Annotated in this window: 14 protein-coding genes and 1 pseudogene; 5 read left to right on the forward strand and 10 right to left on the reverse strand. The window is 56.8% G+C overall.

All coding sequences use genetic code 11. The annotated features are described in order from the left end of the window. Positions 1 to 368 precede the first annotated feature (368 nt). Entirely contained in the window at positions 369 to 1,400 is a 1,032-nt protein-coding gene (locus tag AC6CIG_RS29110) for a hypothetical protein (protein WP_498324311.1), read from the forward strand. A gap of 348 nt (positions 1,401 to 1,748) precedes the next feature. Here the strand turns inward: AC6CIG_RS29110 and AC6CIG_RS29115 are convergent, their stop codons facing one another. The 5 genes and pseudogenes from AC6CIG_RS29115 to AC6CIG_RS29135 form a co-directional block, all read right to left on the reverse strand. Then, on the reverse strand, positions 1,749 to 3,656 hold the full coding sequence (locus AC6CIG_RS29115) for a DUF7380 domain-containing protein (RefSeq protein WP_498324312.1): 1,908 nt from the start codon (positions 3,654 to 3,656) through the stop codon (positions 1,749 to 1,751). A gap of 75 nt (positions 3,657 to 3,731) precedes the next feature. Beyond that, entirely contained in the window at positions 3,732 to 4,382 is a 651-nt protein-coding gene (locus AC6CIG_RS29120) for a hypothetical protein (protein ID WP_498324313.1), read from the reverse strand. Between the two features lie 50 nt (positions 4,383 to 4,432). Continuing rightward, positions 4,433 to 4,696, reverse strand: a complete 264-nt coding sequence (locus tag AC6CIG_RS29125) for a hypothetical protein (protein WP_498324314.1) — start codon at positions 4,694 to 4,696, stop codon at positions 4,433 to 4,435. A gap of 41 nt (positions 4,697 to 4,737) precedes the next feature. Continuing rightward, positions 4,738 to 5,079 (reverse strand): hypothetical protein, encoded by a 342-nt coding sequence (locus AC6CIG_RS29130; protein ID WP_498324315.1) that lies wholly within the window; start codon positions 5,077 to 5,079, stop codon positions 4,738 to 4,740. A gap of 2 nt (positions 5,080 to 5,081) precedes the next feature. After that, positions 5,082 to 6,763 (reverse strand): annotated as a pseudogene (locus AC6CIG_RS29135) (transposase). A 216-nt stretch (positions 6,764 to 6,979) separates the two neighbouring features. Between AC6CIG_RS29135 and AC6CIG_RS29140 the strand changes: the two are divergent. Further along, positions 6,980 to 9,274: an AAA family ATPase gene (locus AC6CIG_RS29140; RefSeq protein WP_498324316.1), complete on the forward strand. Its 2,295-nt coding sequence runs from the start codon at positions 6,980 to 6,982 to the stop codon at positions 9,272 to 9,274. An 83-nt stretch (positions 9,275 to 9,357) separates the two neighbouring features. Here the strand turns inward: AC6CIG_RS29140 and AC6CIG_RS29145 are convergent, their stop codons facing one another. The 4 genes from AC6CIG_RS29145 to AC6CIG_RS29160 form a co-directional block, all read right to left on the reverse strand. After that, complete coding sequence (locus tag AC6CIG_RS29145; RefSeq protein WP_457813137.1) at positions 9,358 to 11,952, reverse strand: DEAD/DEAH box helicase; 2,595 nt, start codon at positions 11,950 to 11,952, stop codon at positions 9,358 to 9,360. Positions 11,953 to 11,955: 3 nt separating this feature from the next. Then, a complete protein-coding gene (locus tag AC6CIG_RS29150; protein WP_457813138.1) occupies positions 11,956 to 14,082 on the reverse strand; it encodes a site-specific DNA-methyltransferase in 2,127 nt (708 codons plus the stop codon). Between the two features lie 46 nt (positions 14,083 to 14,128). Further along, positions 14,129 to 14,341: a ribbon-helix-helix protein, CopG family gene (locus AC6CIG_RS29155; protein ID WP_457813139.1), complete on the reverse strand. Its 213-nt coding sequence runs from the start codon at positions 14,339 to 14,341 to the stop codon at positions 14,129 to 14,131. Between the two features lie 121 nt (positions 14,342 to 14,462). After that, complete coding sequence (locus AC6CIG_RS29160; protein ID WP_498324317.1) at positions 14,463 to 15,755, reverse strand: DUF8370 family protein; 1,293 nt, start codon at positions 15,753 to 15,755, stop codon at positions 14,463 to 14,465. 552 nt (positions 15,756 to 16,307) lie between these two features. On the opposite strand from AC6CIG_RS29160, the gene AC6CIG_RS29165 reads away from it, so the two are divergent. After that, complete coding sequence (locus AC6CIG_RS29165) at positions 16,308 to 16,676, forward strand: hypothetical protein (protein WP_457813142.1); 369 nt, start codon at positions 16,308 to 16,310, stop codon at positions 16,674 to 16,676. A gap of 133 nt (positions 16,677 to 16,809) precedes the next feature. Then, on the forward strand, positions 16,810 to 17,145 hold the full coding sequence (locus tag AC6CIG_RS29170) for a DUF8243 domain-containing protein (protein WP_457813143.1): 336 nt from the start codon (positions 16,810 to 16,812) through the stop codon (positions 17,143 to 17,145). A gap of 29 nt (positions 17,146 to 17,174) precedes the next feature. On the opposite strand, the gene AC6CIG_RS29175 is transcribed toward AC6CIG_RS29170, so the two are convergent. After that, the gene (locus AC6CIG_RS29175) at positions 17,175 to 18,212 is read right to left on the reverse strand and encodes a 2OG-Fe(II) oxygenase (protein WP_498324318.1); all 1,038 of its coding nucleotides are present in this window, start codon (positions 18,210 to 18,212) and stop codon (positions 17,175 to 17,177) included. Between the two features lie 192 nt (positions 18,213 to 18,404). On the opposite strand from AC6CIG_RS29175, the gene AC6CIG_RS29180 reads away from it, so the two are divergent. Further along, on the forward strand, positions 18,405 to 18,694 hold a 290-nt coding region (locus AC6CIG_RS29180; protein ID WP_498324319.1), incomplete at its 3' end, for a hypothetical protein.

The following is an 18,694-nucleotide window of genomic DNA, read 5'->3' on the forward strand; positions in this document are numbered from 1 at the left end:
AAACGCGAACATCACAGCAACAAGCCGTGCAGGGCTCTTGGGAGCACCATTCCGTCAGTCCCTAAGGCGACGTCCACGCATAAGTCTGTGAACGGCAGCATTGCGCCCAAATTTCGGCCGTTGCGGTGATCTTCGCCGCGGCCCGATAGCAGACGTTGCGGTTGACCACGCTGTAGGTCGAGGTTGCGCCAATACCGGGCATGGAAGTCGGGGCCCGGGTGGTGGGCCCGGGCGGTCGGACTTTCTTAATGTACTATCCAGTGGTAAATTTTGCTCGCTCGCGGTTGGAGAGGGAGGAGGGCATGTCTACAACGGCGTCTCTCGAAGCGTTACCGGACCCTGTCGTAATAGACACCGAGAACGGGCAAATGACCGGCAGTACCAAGGTCAAATACACAAAGGAATCGTCATACGTCATCTGGCATCGCTGGAAGCCGGGCGATTGGACCAGAAAAAAGATCCCGGTCTCTGACACTTCCGACCCGGCCAATTTTCATGGCGAATTCGATTCGCCCGATCTCGAGCCCGGCGATATTTACGAAGCGGCGCTGTGGGACAAGGGCGTCGACCCGAATCGTCTCCCGACCAACGTCGACCGCCCGCCGCAAGCGCATGCCGCGACCGCGGTTTTCGCATTGAGAAAGCGGCCCGAGCAAAGGTCGTTCCTGCGGGATGAGAACATCCGTACCGGCGGTACGTATCGCGAGCACGATGTTTTCACGAGCGTGCCGGTGCGGGCCGTGATGGCCGTCAGCACGAGCGCGCCTCAGGCGGACGCCAACGGAATCTACTCGTTCAACCAAACGGACGCCTTGACCTATGAAGTGGAGAACCAGAGCTTTAACCTGCAGCTATTCGACCTGCTTCCGGGCACCCACTATTTCGAAATGGTTCGGCTGACCGACAGGTTCGGCAACTGGCAATTTCTGATGAATGAATTCACCACACTCAAGCGTCGCATTCGCGTAAAGCCCACTGAAATCCTCGTTCACGACGACAGCGATCCCGGATCGACGGGCGAAGGCGTATTCAGATGCATACTGCAGACCGGCAAAGGTGACGACCAGTCCCAGTGGCGAAACCGCGGGGAAACCTCAGTTACGAACGGCGATTTTGGCGATAACGCCGCGCTGCCTGAGGTGCCCGCCGAGATCGAGATTGGTCCCGAACCTGTCGCCCGCGCCGATGTCGCAGCCCGCGTGCATGCCTCGGGCGAGGACGATGACCGGTCCTACTTCGACATTGGTGCCTTTGAAGCCGCCTCGGGCGCGAAAGAATTGAACATTCCTCAAAACACGACGGACGAAACCGTCATCGAAGCCAGCGACGAGATTTACGCCGATCTGGGGGACAGCCTGACGTTCACGATGAAATACAAATATTGGATCGAATATTTTTGAAAGGCCACTGGCCCGGCCTTTTCGCGCTCCTTTCCGAAAGCCTATCGGTAAACACGCTCCGCCGCGACATTGGTTCGCAAGAATGGACCATAGAAAAATGGCGCGCCGCGTAGGATTCGAACAGCCTTGGACTTAATGGCTGCTATCGGCGAGAGCGGACCTATTCTCTTCAAATTACGGTGTCCGCCTTGGGTCAGGCCAAGACCTGTGCGCTGCCGACGTCCGCAACGCTGCCCATACGCGGGGAAACCGCCGGTCAGGTTACGGCCCCAGAGCGACTTTCAATCCCTCGCCTTGAAAGGACTCGAACCGCGGACCCGCTATTTCAATGCCGCGGCATAACGATGATTACTCTTTCCCCAATTCCTCCCGCTCAAGCACCAGCGCAATATCGTCCCCTTCTTCAAATTCGGGAGACACGAATTCCTCGGATTCCAAGATTGTTTCCTCGGCGACCGATGCAGCCCTCTTTCCTTCTGCCGCTTCTGCTCTTCGAGCGCAGGCGATTGCTACATCTTTGTATGCCCCAAGGATCAACATGCAATGGATGACCATTTCGCAGTTGTAGTATGTTGCAGCCTCACGGCCCACGAGGCCATGCGCGATCTGGTTGCGAAGGTTCATTCCGCGCGCATCAGCAAAGATCGCTCGCATCCAGAAGTGGATATCTTCGCCGACCTCGGCCCTAACCTTCCCCATGGAGAGCAGATCACCGAGGTTCATTGAGACTTCCCACCCCGACTGACCACGCTTATCCTTGGTCACCGACTCGCCGAGGTTCCGCGCGACATTCCGAAAGGCGTCTTCGACCTGCGGAACCAGAACAAAGATGCTCTTCACATAGTCGCCATCGAGCCAGGCTTTCACGCCCGCAACCAACAGAGGTAGGTCGGAAAAAAGGGATGACCGCTGCATAAAGGCGGCAATTTCCTCCGGAGAAAGTGAATGTCTTTTGACGGCTCCTTCCAATGCTTTGCAAAGATGCAGCCTGTTGAATTGCCGCGAGAAGTCGGCGTGACGATAGAGTGGGCCATCTGCGTCATCGTCACCGTCCACTTGGGCCGCGACGTGATCGTCCGCGATGACCGACATCGTGATTGCCGCCATCAGCGGTGAGGTCTCAGCGGCTCGCTCGGCCTGGTGCCTCAGTTGTTGTTTCGGGACTATAAAATGAGCGGCTATGTTGAAGAGGGACTGCTGCCAGTTTGTTTCGTCGAGAATTGCCTCGACGTATTCCTCAACCTCCGCCTTTTTGAATTCGTGCGAAAAGCTGAAGGACTTCATCTCGGATGCCGAGGCCCGGATGGCTTCCTCACGTTCCACCTTCAATCTATTCAGGCGAACCGCTTCGCCCGCGCGGCGTGCGAAGTCGGCGGCAGTTTGCAACCAAACCATGGCCTGCATACGCGACCCGGTGCTCGCAATCCTCTCGAAAGCTTCGCTGACCGCGATCCCAACGCGCTTTACGTTGTCAAAATCGTCACCTGATGAATAGAACGGCAAAAGGCGGCACGCGATCCGTTCCGCGCTGTGCGGATCAAGCGTCTCATCGGTTGTGGCCCGAGCGAAAAGCTTCTCCAGCCCTGCGATCATGCCATTTTTATCGGCGTCCGTTAGACCACATTTCCGATTGGCGACGAGCGCGTCGTAAAGCTGAATCCACCACCCATCCTGACCGACTTCCGCATGAAAGCGCTCGATCATCATTCCTTTGGCAATCGCGGTCCTATCATTGTCGCGGATCGACGTAGACAATTGAAGCGCACGCATCAGCGCCTCGATGTCGTCGTGAACATCTCTATTGCGACCATCTGAAACACTGGCGAGATAGCTGTCGATGGCAATGTAAGCGAAGCGAATGTTCGCACGCCAATCGGCGGCCTTGCGGCTCAGGTCCCAGACTAAGTCCGCATAGCGGGCCTTCAATACCGGGTTCGTCAGGACATCTGCACGCTGTTCCCAGTGATCGACTATCTCGGGCGTGATGTCTCTTGGGTCCGGCGAGTATGAGACACTCCCATCCTTATACTTGCACGAGCCCATCGGGCCAAAATAGGTATTCCAAGGCAGGTGTTCTTCCTGCGCTACTTGGAGAGCGAACGCGACCAGATCAGCCCAGGCGTCCCCAGTAGGAATCTTCTCCGCGAGCTTAGTGCGAGCGCTTGAGAGCGCCGCCTGCACCGTGTGGGTGTCAAGCGGTTCCATCTGCCGATCGAACTCGGCGATGAGCACTTCGATACTCTCCGGCACCTGCATCCTCTGTCTCCGTCCTCAAACCCCTCGGGTTTGTGTGTAGTTTGCGGACTTCGTCGGTCTTGGCCGTATAAATCATCAACCAGCAGGCCGAGTCGCCGATTTTTCCTTTTCAGACACATGCCGCCTCTTGATGATATTCACGGTCTCAGCAAAGTCGTCATTCCGCATCGCCCACACTTGGACGGTCACGGCGCTTTTCAGACTGCCTATCATTTCCTCTTGCGACGGCTTTTCGGGACGCACTTCCTCTGTCTCGTTGCGGGCGTAATCGAAGAGGCGGTTTACCTTCGCCTGCAAGAGCGCGGCGTCGTAGAGCATTTCTGCCGTCTCGATCGCTTTAGGCTTCTGAGAACCCATGAGCCGCGCATGCTGCACCTGGAACCAGGAAACAAGATCGAAGGTCTTTTCGGCCTCCTTGGTGTCGATATGCTCGATGACTGTCTTCAGCGTGTTGGTCGCACCCACGGGCGCGGTGGGCTTCTTCTCGCCGCATACGAGATACCGGCAGGATTCACGGACATACCCGCTCATCTCGCTCAGGGCGTCGGGCATCTGCGCGCGGGCGGCCAGCTTCTTGCGTAGCAGCTCGTTCTCGTGGCGCGTCTCGTCGCCACGGGTCTGCTTTCGCATTTCATGGACCGTCCAAAGGGCTGCGATCAAGGCGAGGATAGCGCTGATCAGCGTTTGCCATTCGGAGATTGTCTTGGAGATCGTTTCAAGGGTCATGGGCGAATCCGAGCGATTTTCGACCAATGAGCGCGACCACGGCCTCGCCGTCAAGCTGGCGGATTTCCCAAGTCCCATTTGTAGCGCAGGCTGACGATCCAGAGCAGCGTGCCGACAACAAACATGATGAAAGCGGGGAGGAATGCGCCCGCGTTCAGCACAGCGCCGACAAATAGCAGCGCCGGGATGTAGATCAGTGTCCCGATCTCAGCGAATTCTCCCCTCTTCCCACGATCTTGTAGAAATATCCGCACTACCGTCGGGGGACCAGCAAATGCCGCCACTATATAAACGATCCAAAAAATAGCGATCATTGGTCCCTCTGAAATCGCGGCGCAAAGGCGCGCTCGTGCGCCTAAGGCGTCCTGTAAGCATCCAGCTCAGCATGCAGTATCGCGGCGCTTGCCTCGGTCGTGGAGATATCGTCGGCAATCAACCGATACAGCGGGGTTTGATCGCTTGGATTGCGGGCCTCAAGGTGCTGCGCGATGTATTTGATAGCTGCTATCGTCTCAGTGAACCGATTGTAAAGAACAGGTTCATGGTGCGCCAAGCGATTGCGCGACTGGTAGACGATCTCAAGGTTGTCGGCCACGTCGGAGCGTTTCACCTTTTTGTTCGGGAACGCCTTCTTGAGCGTCGGCCGCCACAGCGGATGTTCGTAATCTGGGCCGCATAGGCGCTTCCAGAGGTTCATCCTCAAATTCTGTGATTCAGCGGCAGCATTCTCGCCCTCATCAGTTCTGGGCCGGCGCGACCGTACATTGCTCGTTTCAGCATCTTGAGGCGGTTGATCTGCGCTGCCGCTTGACCGTTGCTCCAGGAGAGTTCGATTGAATTTTTGTCGGCATCGATATCCCGGCGCAAAACGCTGGCGAAGCGCATGATCGCAGTGAGTTCGGTATCAATGGCATCGTCGATCCATTCATCCAGTGCCTCCGAGCTCCTGCTGCGCAAGATGCCGTTGAAGCGCATGGCCAGGCCACGCATTATGGCGAAGACCGTCGAGCCCTGCTTCAAGGCATTGACCTTTCCGGCCTGACGATCGGTCAGCAGGCGGCGCGGTTTTATGCACAAAGCTGCGGCCACTACAGACGAGATCATATGGCCGGTGTCAGGATCGCGGACGGGTTCTGAAACATCCACATCTGGAGGCGGGTCGTGGGGTTGAAAGCTTTCGACTTCACGCCACACCTTCAACAGGCGCTCCAGATTGGAGCGGCTGCCCGTGTAGCCGCGGTTCTTGATATCGTAAAACAGATGGCGCCCAACGCGGTTTCCATTTTTCCAGCATTCAGCCAGGAAAGCTTCAAAGTACAGTGGCGAAGTCGGATTCAATGCGGCCCGATTTCTGTCTCGAGGTGCATTGGAAGTAAGCCAATTCGCGATGCTGCGGCGCTCGTTTCCGGTCCGCCTTGCAATCTCGCTGTAGGTGAGGCCCTGCTGGCGCAAAGCTTGAAGCGTGTCGAATATCTCCTGACGGGATTGCCTGTGCGCCAAGCGGGCACGGCGCTGTTGTGACCTGGCGCTGGCGATCGCATCTTCGGAGAGAATGGGTCTGACATGGGCGTGAACATAAACGCTCATCTGTTCCTTGATTGCCTCCCTGAGATTTTGGACCAGATGAAAACGGTCAGCTACCTGGCGGGCCTGCGGTGCGCCCTCCCGGGTTGCCTGGGCATATAGGCCACAGCGATCTCGGCTGCGCGGCGACAATCAAGGTGAGACGTCTCATCCTGATCGCCGCGCTATACTCGGCTAACGACCTCGATAGTCGGACGTTCTCGCAACCATGCTTTTGCGCTCTCGACGCTGCGGTCGCCCAGAACATCGACGACCGAATGACGCTCGAGATCGACCATGATCGTGCCCTACCGCGAGGAATGCCGCCAGCTCCAATCATCAATGCCCACGACCCGTATATTGTCTTTTTGTATGGACGCCGGATTATCGCGCTTCAATTGCCGCAAGATCGTGTCGTCGCTGACCGGCATGCCGAGCCGATGCATCAAGTATTCACCCGGGCGACCGCCCACCCTGTGGCCAATCAAGCCCACTATCTCAGCCATCCGTTCAGTTCGTCGCATGTAGGGCGAAGCAATCTCGGGCAACCTGTCGGTGAACGTCCGCCGCCCGCATTTTCGGTGTCTACACTGCCACCGGTTCAGTGCGAGGTTGATTTTCACAACTTGACCCTGAACAGGCAAGTCCTGGAGGCGACGGTTATGCCAGCCGTGCCGATGCCGGCTTCGCGCACCGCAATCCGGGCAGACACCGACAGGTTTTGCAGCGGCAGAAACAACCCAGTTCTCCGCATCTTGAAGGGCGATACCCAAAACTTTGACCCCTGGGCCGGGCGACCATTTCAATTTCGTTCGCATCCCCGCAGATAACAATCGCGGCGCTAACACTCTGTTAACCACAGAAATTGAGGAAGAACCCACTTAACTGCCAAGCGACACGCAGATTGTGTAGCGCCTGTCTCCACCCACAGCACGCGAGTGTAGCCGCAGGGACCGCGTCTCTTTGACAATGTATTTCCTTGCCAAAGCAGTCTGAGGTTGTGTTAGAGATTGATCGCCATCTATGGGGGGACCATGTCAGTCGACCGATTTCAGCTTCTACGCAACACAGGGCAATTTGACTCCGTCAATGCAGGGCAGCTCCCCCTGACGAAACTGACCCTGATCTACGCCGAAAATGGCCGCGGCAAAACAACATTAGCGACAATCCTTCGATCGCTTAGCACCGGTGACGCCCGACTGATTAGCGAACGACACCGCCTCGGATCAGTTCATCCACCCCACATCGTCCTGGCAGCAGCCGGCGGTGCGGCGCATATTTTCCAGAATGGAGCCTGGAATGCAGCGTTGCCCCAAGTCGCTGTCTTTGATGATGCGTTTGTTGCGCAGAACGTCTGTTCCGGCATCGAGATTGAGGCGGCACACCGCCAAAACCTGCATGAGTTGATATTGGGTGCCCAGGGTGTCCGACTCAACACCGCATTGCAGCAGCACATCGCGGCGGTCGAGGAGCATAACCGCACTCTCCGGGAGCGGGGAGAGGCTATTCCTGTTGCTGTTCGCGGTGCACTTACCGTGGATGCTTTTTGCGCGCTTCAGGCGGATCCGCAAATCGACGCCAAAATTCAGGGGGCTGAGCGGAGATTGGCGGCGGCGCGATCGGCCGACGCGATCCAGCGTCAGGCAGACTTCCTTCCCTTGACGCTGCCCGCTTTTGATATCCCGGCAATCAACGCCATTCTAGCTCGGGATCTTCCCGCACTGGAAGCCGGGGCAGCGGCCCACGTCCAGGCACATGTCGCCCGGTTAGGAAAGGGGGGTGAGGCGTGGGTAGGCCAGGGTATGGCACGGATTGGTCCCGTGTCCGAGGGGCACGATCATGAGGTATGTCCATTCTGTGCTCAAGACCTGGCGGGATCCCCGCTGATCGGACACTATCAAGTTTATTTCGGGGCGGAGTATCAGTCCCTCAAAGCCGACATCGCGAGCGCGATTTCCGGGGTGAACGCGGCGCACGGTGGCGATATTCCCGCAGCGTTTGAGCGCGCCGTGCGCGTAACAGGGCAGACGGCCGAGTTCTGGACCCAATTTACGGAAGGCGTACCGGCGATCGAGGTTGACACGGCCGCCATCGCCCGAGCATGGGGTGCAGCAAGAACTGCTGTCCTCGAGATACTCCGCGCCAAGCAGGCTGCGCCGTTGGAGCCGACGGCGCTCCCGGCGGAGACGCTGGAAGCCATTGCGGCATATGAAGAATTGCGGGGCGCGATCAATAGTCTGTCCACTCGACTCCAAGCCCTCAACGCGCCGATCGCCGTCGTCAAAGAGCAGGCAGCCGGAGCGAACATCGCGACGTTGACAGCCGATTTGCAACGATTGACCCTTCTTCGCACGCGTCACACAGATCCCATGGCGGGCGCATGCGCGTCGTATCTTGCGGAGAAGCAGGCCAAAACGGCGACCGAGCGGCTGCGTGACCAGGCACGGGCCGCCTTGGATCAGTATCGGCAGCAGGTTTTTCCGGCTTACGAAGCGGCGATCAATACCTACCTTCAGCGCTTCAATGCGGGTTTCCGCATCGGCGCCGTAGCCTCGGTTAACAATCGCGCGGGGTCGGCAGCAAGCTACAATGTCGTGATCAACAACACGCCGGTGGCCCTCGCAGCCGATAACGGGCCCTCATTTCGGAATACGTTGAGCGCCGGCGACCGTAACACTTTGGCGCTCGCCTTCTTCTTCGCGTCCCTCGAACAGGATCCACAACTCGCCCAGAAGGTCGTTGTGATCGATGATCCGATGACCAGCCTGGATGAGCATCGTTCCTTGACGACCGTTCTTGAGATGCGGCGTCTGCACGACCGCGTCAGTCAGATAATCGTGCTCTCGCACTCGAAGCCGTTTTTGTGCGCGTTGTGGGAAGGTGCGGATACGCTCACGCGCACTGCTCTCCGTCTGATCCGACAGGGTGCAGGCTCCACGTTGGTGGTTTGGGATGTCAATCAGGATTGCATCACAGAACATGATCGCCGGCATGCCCTCGTGAGCAGCTATATTCAGGCCGGCGACCCCGCAACGCAGCGGGCAGTAGCCGAGGCGCTGCGACCAATTCTGGAAGCCTTCGTACGGGTAGCCTATCCGGACAACTTCAGACCCGGTTCTCTGTTGGGGCCATTCATCAATATCTGCGAGCAACGCGTCGGAACGCCTCAGCAAATACTGAGCCACGCTGACATCGATGAGCTGGAAGTATTGAAGGATTACGGAAATCGGTTTCATCACGACACCAACCCGGCGTGGCAAACGGCCGTGATCAATGATCTGGAGCTGGTGGATTTCTGCGCCCGCACGTTAGCGTTCACGCGGCGCTAACGGCTCTAAAGGGATGGTCAAGGAGGTGCCACCGGTTTGGGCCCGGGGCACCAATGTTGATTCAGGGTGGCGTGATCTACAGGCTAGATGATGTAGTCTGCCGCAGATCCGCTCTCATAGGCTTCTTTGGCAGTAGTTGCAGCAAAAACGGCTGATCTTGCGGCCGCTTCCGTCAAATCAAGGGCACGGAACTTGCCGTCACATTCGGCAATTGCCTCGATACGCCGATAATGGGCCCCATGCTTCTCTGCATATTTGGCCAGCCCCTTTAGCTTTGGTAACGCATCGGCGAACTGAATCCCGTGAGGGTCGACGATATCCGCGATGACACTTCCGTCCGGCAGCTTCGCAAAGAAGATAAAATCGGGGCGAACGATTCTTCCCTCACTCCCGTCTTCATAGGTCACTCCGAGTGAGTCCTGGCTGGCACGGGCCGGGTTCCGGTACCAGGCAATCGTGCCGTCTCGCGCCAGTTCAGCCGCAAGGACCTTTGCCTCCCAGGCATTGAACTCTTCAGGGAAGAGCCCGTCTGCGTCGCAGAGCAGATGGTTTTCGAACCGGGGGAGAGGGTCTTCTTTTCCATCACTGTGGCGCACAGTGGTCGGCTGGAGCCAAGACGAGGGGCGGGCAAGGGTGCTGTCGAGAGGATCAGCGCTCATTTCGCGGATCTGCCGGTAGACGTCCTGGCGTTCATCCGAAAGGCTCTTGATGGCGACGCGGTACTCTGTCAGCCACTGCGTGGCGAGCTTTTCTGCGGCAGCCTCGAGATCGTCTTTGACCGGTGCAACGAGACCCAGCGCGGCAATCGCCGTATGCGCTTCGATAAGCGCGTCATCCCCCGTCTGGTCCTCTGAGGATTGGCTCGCAAGATGTTCACTGTAGCTCGTCGAAAGGTCGGGGCTGATCACGCGAGCCGCTCGCCGGTACGCGTCTTCGATGACCGCGTAATCGGCTTTTTCAACGAAGTCGTCGAAGCTCATGCCGCTGGTTTTTACATCGGCTCGAAGGGTCTTCCCTTCCACGGTTAGCACCGCCTCGCGCGCTTTCTTGATTTCATCGACGTAACGGACCTGTAGGCCATCCAGAACCTTGTGCATGTCCGCATGCGCTTTTTTGCCGGCATCGGCCAGCAATCCGTCAACGGCAAGTTCGTGGGCAAGAGCCGTGAGCCGCTTGATCGGTCGCGCTTGCCGTTTCGGCAGCGCTTGGGCGGGAAGGACAAGCAGCTTTTGCCAGACTTCTTCAGGAACGGATGGATTCGGATGGACCTCGATGGGATTGACCAGTACGCGGCGACCGGGAAGCTCCTCGCCTTGATCACCTCCGGTCATCAAACTTGTCACAACGGCAGATACCGACTTCTTGTCAAAATGAGGCAGGAGGCAGTCAACGGCGTTAAGACGGTCATTGCCCGGGATGCGACGCGCTAGTGGCGTACGTACCATGCGGCCGAGCAGCTGCGTGATGTGGGTGCGGTCGGATGCAGCTCGAAACGACACCATCACCTCAGCGCGGGGGCAGTCCCATCCCGTACTGATAGCGTCCTTGGCGATCAGTATGCGCACCCAGGATGCTTCCTGGACACGTTCGGGAGCGATATAAGGCACATTGTGGCGGCCGAATGCTTCGGTTCGATGTTCACCGAACACGTTGGCGACGCTGTCCTGGGGCAGCTCCGGCCACTGTTCGAAAATGGTGTCAAGCCACTTGGCGATATCTTGCGGGTTCGGCGAATTCGGAACCTGCAAAACCATGAGCGGAAGGACGGTATCTGCGTCATCCTGTTGCTGCGCATACGCCGCCCACGCGTCGGTGATTTCGCGGAGTTTGGTCGTCCCCCTCCGCAACAGGACCGTCGAAAACTCTCCGGTATCATCCGGCACGTCGAGATTGATGGTGTCTTTCAGCAGGCCGGAGTCCTGGACTTTTTTGGCATCCACAACGACGTTTGGCAGAGTGCCGCGGTCCTGCATGCCGGCTACTGCGTCATTGAAACGCTGCACCGTCGCCGAAATTCCCCATACGATGGGAATGCCCGGAACGCTGCCGGTCCCATTGATCAGCTGCTTGACGATCGTCGGCTTGCCGTCGCTGCTCGAGCGCCCTCCTTCCTTCATGCCGCGATGGGCCTCATCCAGCACCAGATAGAGCGTCAAATCAGGGTCTTCGATGGTATTGCGGATCGTGTCCCAGATAGTATGGGTCCGCATGTCGGGCATCACCAACTGCCCCTCGGCGGTTTCTAGTGCAGAGTCATCCGCATCGTGGCCTCGCACGAGCAGGCTGTTTTTCGAGAATTTCTGTGTGTTGAGGAAGTAGACCTTGCCGGGCTCAAACCTCTCACTGGCGAAGGAGTTGCCTACCGTGACCAGGTCCGAGATTGTGAGCTTGTCAGCCGCCTCCTGGAGGCGCCAGCGGGATTGCTCGTTCAGCGACGGGTCATCACTGAACCACAGGACGACAGCACCCGGATCGGCGTCGAAGTCGTAATCATCATGCCCGTAGAACAGAGCTTCGAACACAGCGGCAGCCATAATGGTCTTACCGGCGCCGGTGGTTGCGGTGAGTGAGAACGCATGCTTATCGCCGTCCTCCTGCCAGCGCTTGCGCGCTTTCTTGAGGCGGTCGAGAACGTCTTTTACGGCCTCATCCTGATAATCTTTCAGTGTAAATTTCATGCCTTAGCGTCCCATCGAAAATCGAAAATTTGTTAAATATGACTCGTAAAGCCGAACCGGCTCGATGTGGCTGGGCAGGTGACGGGTTACGGCCTGGAACCGCCGGTCATCATCCGTGACTATGTAGGCGATGCGGATTTCGGTTTCCGCCGCGGCGGCCCCGCAGAATGCTGCGGCCTTATCAAGGTCGGTGAGCAGTCCATAGGTGTCGCCTAACTCCCACCCCGTTGCCGGAAGGGCGTCAATGCGGCGGCCTTCGCTTCCGGCACGCATCCAAAGCAGGGGAGCAATTCGCGAGAAAGCACGGTTGTGACTGACGGATATAGGCGTTTCGTAGGTGAGGGTGAAGAACTCCGCGTTCTCTTGGAACCCAACGCTCATGGGAAACTTATCTGCGAAATTATAGTCCCCGTCGATGTCGGTCCCGTCCGGAGTTTTGCCAGTGACCGCAGCAGCAATACGAGGTTTCGTGATGTATTCACAAATACCCCATTTTTCCCAGTCGCGATCACCCGGCCGCAGCCCCGCAGTGCGGAGAGTTGCGTGCTCATCTGCAGCTACTTCGTTATTGGTCACTGAAATGCATTGGCGACGGCCGCCGTCTTGCCGATTTAAGCGCATGACAGCATGAGCGGTTGTTCCGGACCCCGCGAAGAAGTCCAAGATCACCGCCTCAGGCTTGCTCTTCACGAAAAATCTGAGTGCATCCTCAACCGCATATAGCGACTTAGGAAAAGGAAAGCGGCGATCTGGCATCAGAGCCCTTAGAAGACTAGTGCCATGACTCCCCGCGTCGTGCGACGTCATGTTCCAGACAGTCCTCGGTGCAGCCGAGCGGGCACCATCGGCATAGCGTAGATCTAGGCTTCCATCCTCACTGGTTCCCACGACTTTAAGACGTCCTTCATCTATCGCCGCGAGCTGATTGAAGGAAAGATAGTAAATTGGAACAGAGTTCTTGCGCAGGTCGATTTTTCCGGTGCGGACGGCTCCCTTTTTCATCAATGAGCGCAGGGTTTCAGGAACTACAGACCAGCTATATTGCTGCCCGTTACTCGCCGGAGGCCATATAGCCACAGTACCTTCTGGGATTTCCGATGGCTCCGGTTTTCCAACCAACACCGTATCACCCACCGAGTGGATGCCAGAACCATCTTCATTAACGTAGATGGGGTACCAGGAACCCGGGTTGTGAGCCCTCAAGCCTTTTCGGCCTGTCCGCGCGAGACCACGCCACCGAACCTCTTCATCCAGAGCGTAATCTCGTTCGGTCAGCATGTCCCAGTTCCACCGGGTAAGCTGAACGTTCCCAATTTTTACGAAGAAGATGTACTCATCTACACGCGCGAACTCGTTCCCTCGCGCAGTGCCTTTCGGATTGATAACGCTGCTGACCATCTGGATTTCAGCGTCTGGAAACGTTTGTTCCAGAAGAAGCCCTAGCCTTAGGTATTCTTTTTCGTCGATAGTCGCGATCAGTACGCTTCCGGTAGGATTAAGTAGATCGGCGGCGATCTTTAAGCGTCTCTCCATGAAGGCAAGCCACTTGGAGTGGCGATACAGGTCTTCGGACTCAACATAGTCATTGTTATATTTCCAATCCTTAGCCCCCGTATTGTAAGGCGGATCGATATATATCGCGTCGATTTTGCCTCGATGGGTGAAGGTCAGGGCCTCCAGTGCGTGGAAATTCTCGCCATTGATGACAGTGTGGAAGGGTTTGTCGCCGCCTCGAGACACCTTTCCCGTGCTCACAAGGCCTGGGTAGATGTAGTCTTTGAAGTCGGCTACGACGAGCAGATCGTCTAACAAGACTTGTGTCTGTTCTGACTCTGCACCGTCAAGCAGTTCAAGAACCGCCTCCTTTTTCGAATTGGCGTTGTCAAAACCAACAACCTTCCAGAGCCTTTGGTCACCTTTGGACTTGGACCCTCTGGGTGGGAGGACGCGCACTTTGTCTCCCTTGCGGACAGGTCGACCAGGAAGCTCGACATTTTCCGGTCGATGGCGCTCAAAATTCAGACCGAATGACCGTCGTGAGGAAAGAACTTTAAATTCCCGCTCCAGCTCGCGGCCGAGTGCGGGATCTTTGGCTTTAGCTTGTGCAAGAAGGTCAGTAAGGCGGGACACGAAAATACTCTTTTATCGGAGGCTTTGCTTTGCAGAATTGATGGGCCTAATTTTTTAAATCTTGGATAACCGTGGCTTCGGAGATCCGGCGAGACGCCTGAAGCTCGACATCCGCTCGGTGAACGAAATTATGAATAGCTTGTCTGATCACCCATGAAAGCGAGGCGTCGTGTTGGTCAGCAACGGCTGCAACGGCTGCATAATCCTTCTGATCGAGGCTCACGGTCAGCCGGACCGTCTTCTTGCTGCGGTTTGACATGCACAACTCCTAGTTATGCCACGGACAATATCGCGCTGTCGCTTCGCCATCAACAATGTGATGCACTTCTCATCACATTTCCTCATAAAAATGTTTCTTCGAGGTTGAGTGTAAGGAGCGGCTACGCTGCTTTCGAGGCCGATGGCTTGTTATCCCGTCGCGCGTCAATCAACACGACGTCCGGGCTGTCGGTCAGTTTGAGGTCTTTCAGGATGACCTTGACCTTGGCCAACTCTGCCGTCGTCCCGAACCAGACCAGGCGATAGAGAACATGCAGATCCTTCTCGCGCTCGATAGGCACGCCTTTATCGTCGTAAAAGAACCGGTGACCGCCTTTGTTTTCAATGACGTCCTTTAGATAGTCCAGGCGGGCGTGGGCTTCCTCATAGGTCGATTTCCCGATCTCATAGAACTTGGTGTCGGCGCCGAGTAAGGCCTGCAGGGCCCTCAGCTGCTCAATGAACATGTATTCGGTCGCCAAAACCTTTTCGGCACTCACGTCTGAAGCGTCATCCCCGCTCTGCTCCTTCAGGCGGATATAATAGTCGATGATTTCGGGGAACCGGCGCATCGTTGCGACGGCCGCCTTCGCGCGTTCTTCCTTGGTGGGCTCGCGCTGCTTCTTTCCCGGCTGCTTGGGACGCCGTTTCAGTTCGGTTTCGAAATAATTGAAGACGGACGCGCGCAACTGCACGTCTGGAATAGCGGTCGGGACATTCTCGAACCCATCGATCAAGTCACCCTTGTTGATCCAGTTTTCGTCGCGGGTGAGCATGTCTTGCGGTGTCAAGATGACATAGTCGCCGTTAATCCAAGGTAGCTTGTATTTGGCGCGTGCCCAGGCCTGGGTCTGATAGTTGAAGCGAGCGCGCTCAACCCACACCTCCCGTACTGCCCCGGGGGGCAAGTGGGCCGCGGCGAACGTCTCCGTATATTTGCAGAGGAAGTCCTTGATCAGGTTGGTGGTGAAATCGCTGATGTTATCGCGTCCGACACCATCAGAAACCAGACACACCTTTTCTAGGTGGCTGCTTTCCGTGATCTGCTCTTCGCCAAAATTAGAGAAGATGACATTGAGATTGGCGTGAAGGTTTCGCGCGAAGTCCATCCCTAGACCGGCGCCACCGTTTCCGGAAACCGAGAATCCCAACCAGTTCTGCTTAACTTCCTTGAAGCAATACCAGTTGCGCAGATCACCGTCGTTTACGGATCCGGCGGCCGCCCGATCGCGCAGGAACACGAGATAATTGATGATCGCTTCGTGAAGCTCGACATACTCCGGCTTGTCGCTGTGGAAGAGCAGGAACGGGTCGATGAACAGCGACAGGTCATTCACGATAGAAATATTGAGAGCCCCATACTCCTCGAATACTTCCACATCGACGCCGAAATAGTCACTAATGTATGTCGCCATGACGCGGCGAGATCGGCCTTCGCCTCATCGAGGTCGCGGCGATCATAGAGCCATCGAAGCTCCTGCAGGCAATCGTCGCCATAGCTGCCGCAGGATCGTGTCGTCGCTGACCGGCATCCCGAGCCGTCGCATCAAGCGCTCGCCGGGTCGGCCGCCGGCGCTGTGGCCGAGCAGACCGACAATCTCGGATACCCTCCTTGTCCGGCGCGCATAAGGGGAAGCAATCGTTTGGACCAGCCATGCCGTTAACGGCGAGTGAACCACACAAATTGAGGAAGACCCCATTTACGTGCCAAGCAACATCCACAGTGGACACTATCCGGCTCCAGTCCGAATGCTTCCGCGCGGTCCTTACGACACGCTTACAGAAGCTGCAGGCTGAGAACGTTAAGCTCGCGTTCCATTTCACCTTTTAAGTTTGAAAGTTGAGTCATGCACGTTAGACTTGCCTAATTTACTATTTGCTGTAGTATGGTTGCTGCGTACAGGAGGGGAAGATGAGTAGCCAATTCGGTACCGATCCAGCTTTGCCATATGGTGGGCCAGAGTTTGATGAGTTCTGTACCGATCATGGCGGCTATCTGCCCGCAAGTCGCGATCGTCGTGGATGCATTAAATGTCCGTTTATCAACGCTTCGCCAGGCAGGATTTGAAGAACAAGTGCGCCTGGCGACACGGGGCGCGGATCCAAACTTGATCAAGGGCTGCACCTTAACAGCAGACGAGCTACTGCTGAAAGACTATTCACTGATCTGCAATCTGACGCGATTGAGTTTATCAAGAGCCACATTCCTGCACTTCGCTAAGGAGAGATACGATGTCAGCCGCAGCAAAGCTTCAGCTAGAGGCCAAGAAACAGCTCGCAAAGAAGGCCGAGACCTTGAGCGTACAACAGCTCGAAGCGAAGAAATAATTGTCTGAAAAGGCGAAAGCGCTGGCCGTACAGCAGTTGGAGGCGAAGAAACAGATATCCGAAAAAGCCGATCTAGTGCGTTAACAATTGGACGCAAAAAAAACGTATAAGAAGCACGTTCCATCAGGACTGGAGGGTTAAGTGACCCCAAATACTATAAAACCTGTTTCCGACGCCGTGCTGGCCTCGGTTGCCGCTTTTCTGGAGATTGAACCGCAGCGTGTCGGTCGGAAGTCGCCGCGCTTTGCCGCTACTCCAGGCTTCTGCGCCCATTGCGGCAAGGAGCTCGACTTCTTTGACTTCGTTACAACCGCTTTCGAGAGCGGCGAGCACTCCAAGGAGTTCATGGTAAGGTTTCTCGACTCGAACCTCTCCATGGGCCGGACCCTTCCTGTCGCGCTGACCTGCTCGGCGTGTCACGGTCAGAACCAGGTCACCGTTTCATACTACTACGATGACAAGGTTTGCGGCCGGTAGCGATCGCCCGGGTTCTAGCCGTAGCGCCGTCACATCGCACTCCCAGCGATCCAGCCGTTGACGGTAAAGCGGCTGTCCTCGAACGCTCCCGACGGTACGTAGGTAGGGATCACTTCATGTAACAGTTCGCTGCGAAAGAAAAACGCCGAATTATCGATCGGCCGGATCAGGATAACCTCATCAAGTCGCTTCCGGTCGGGGTAGATCTTCAGCTCTCCACCGAAAAACGAACCGGGGCGCAGGCGTAGGTAGTACACGTAAGAAAGGGCGCGACAGCGTACGGCGTCCGATCCGTTGTCTGAATGGACGTGAAAATGACATAGGTCCGTGTGAGCCGTGATCTGGCACTCGAGCTCCTGGGGATTGAGGCGTGTGCGGTCTCCAGCGATTGAGGCGAGCAGCGGCCAGTGCTCAGCAATGCGGCGGCTAAATAGCGCCCGTGTGTCGGCATCTGCCGGCATCGCCAGCGATCGGCGATAGTGGACGGTGTTGCCGCTTATCGCCGAGGTTACAAATTCCGATCGCCGCAGAATGATACGCTCGAGTATTTCTTCTTTCTCGTCAAGCGAAAGAAAGTCCAAGACCTGACGATAGGGCTGCTGCGCAGTGTCACCGGCACCCCCTGCGAGATCCCCGCCGTAGTCCTTGACCTCGCCCTCGCTGCCCAGGGCCGCGTTGATGCGGGCCTTGGTGCTGGCACGAAGGTCGTTCAGGCGCACGATCTCTCTGGAGCGGCGAGAAAGCTGCTCGCTATCGGCGGACGCCTCGATTTGGGCACGCAGGTCTGACTCTAGGTCCCATAGCCGCGAATTAATCTCAAGGAGTTCCCCCCTCCACTGTTCGATCACCGCGCCGAAGCTGTCGAACACCTGACGAAGTGGCAGGCCGAGTCGCGCTAACTCATCGGTGGCCACCTGGCGCTTCGCAGGATCGCTGATGCGGCTAGCTTTGAGCTCGGAAATGGTCGCGCGATCTAGCAGTTCGCCGGGAGAGACGCCGATCGTAAAGTAAGTGCCAGTTGATGTCCGTGGCAGTGGCTCGGAAGACTCATCAACTGAAGGGGACACTGAAATCAACCTCTAAAGCTCACCTAACATGAGGCAACTAAATACTATATTTGTCGGATTTACGCAATTGCGTTGGCATCCGGCCTCGCGGTGAAGTTGAGGGTTGACATTTAAGGAGTGGCTGATGCAGTGTAAGCGCATATTGGCGTAGTCTTCGACAACATCGCGGTGCAGGCCCCAAGGGAGGCAGTCATGCCAGATGAGACAAAGCGAGCCAAGTCGACTATCTTACAAGCAATTAGGGACCATCTGGATTCTTTGGAGCGTGAGGGGCAGGCAGGCCTCGAGAGCGATCTCTACACAAAAAATACTCCGGTCGCGCTCGAACAGGCGGCCCGGCCATTGTCGCGCAGCGCTGAACCTGACACGGACCTGTATTCCAAAAACACCCCGGTCGCGCTCGAACAGGCAGCCCGGTCATTGTCGCGCGGCGCTGAACCCGACACGGACCTGTATTCCAAAAACACCCCGGTCGCGCTCGA

This window comes from Sinorhizobium sp. GQ132 (assembly GCF_059758575.1).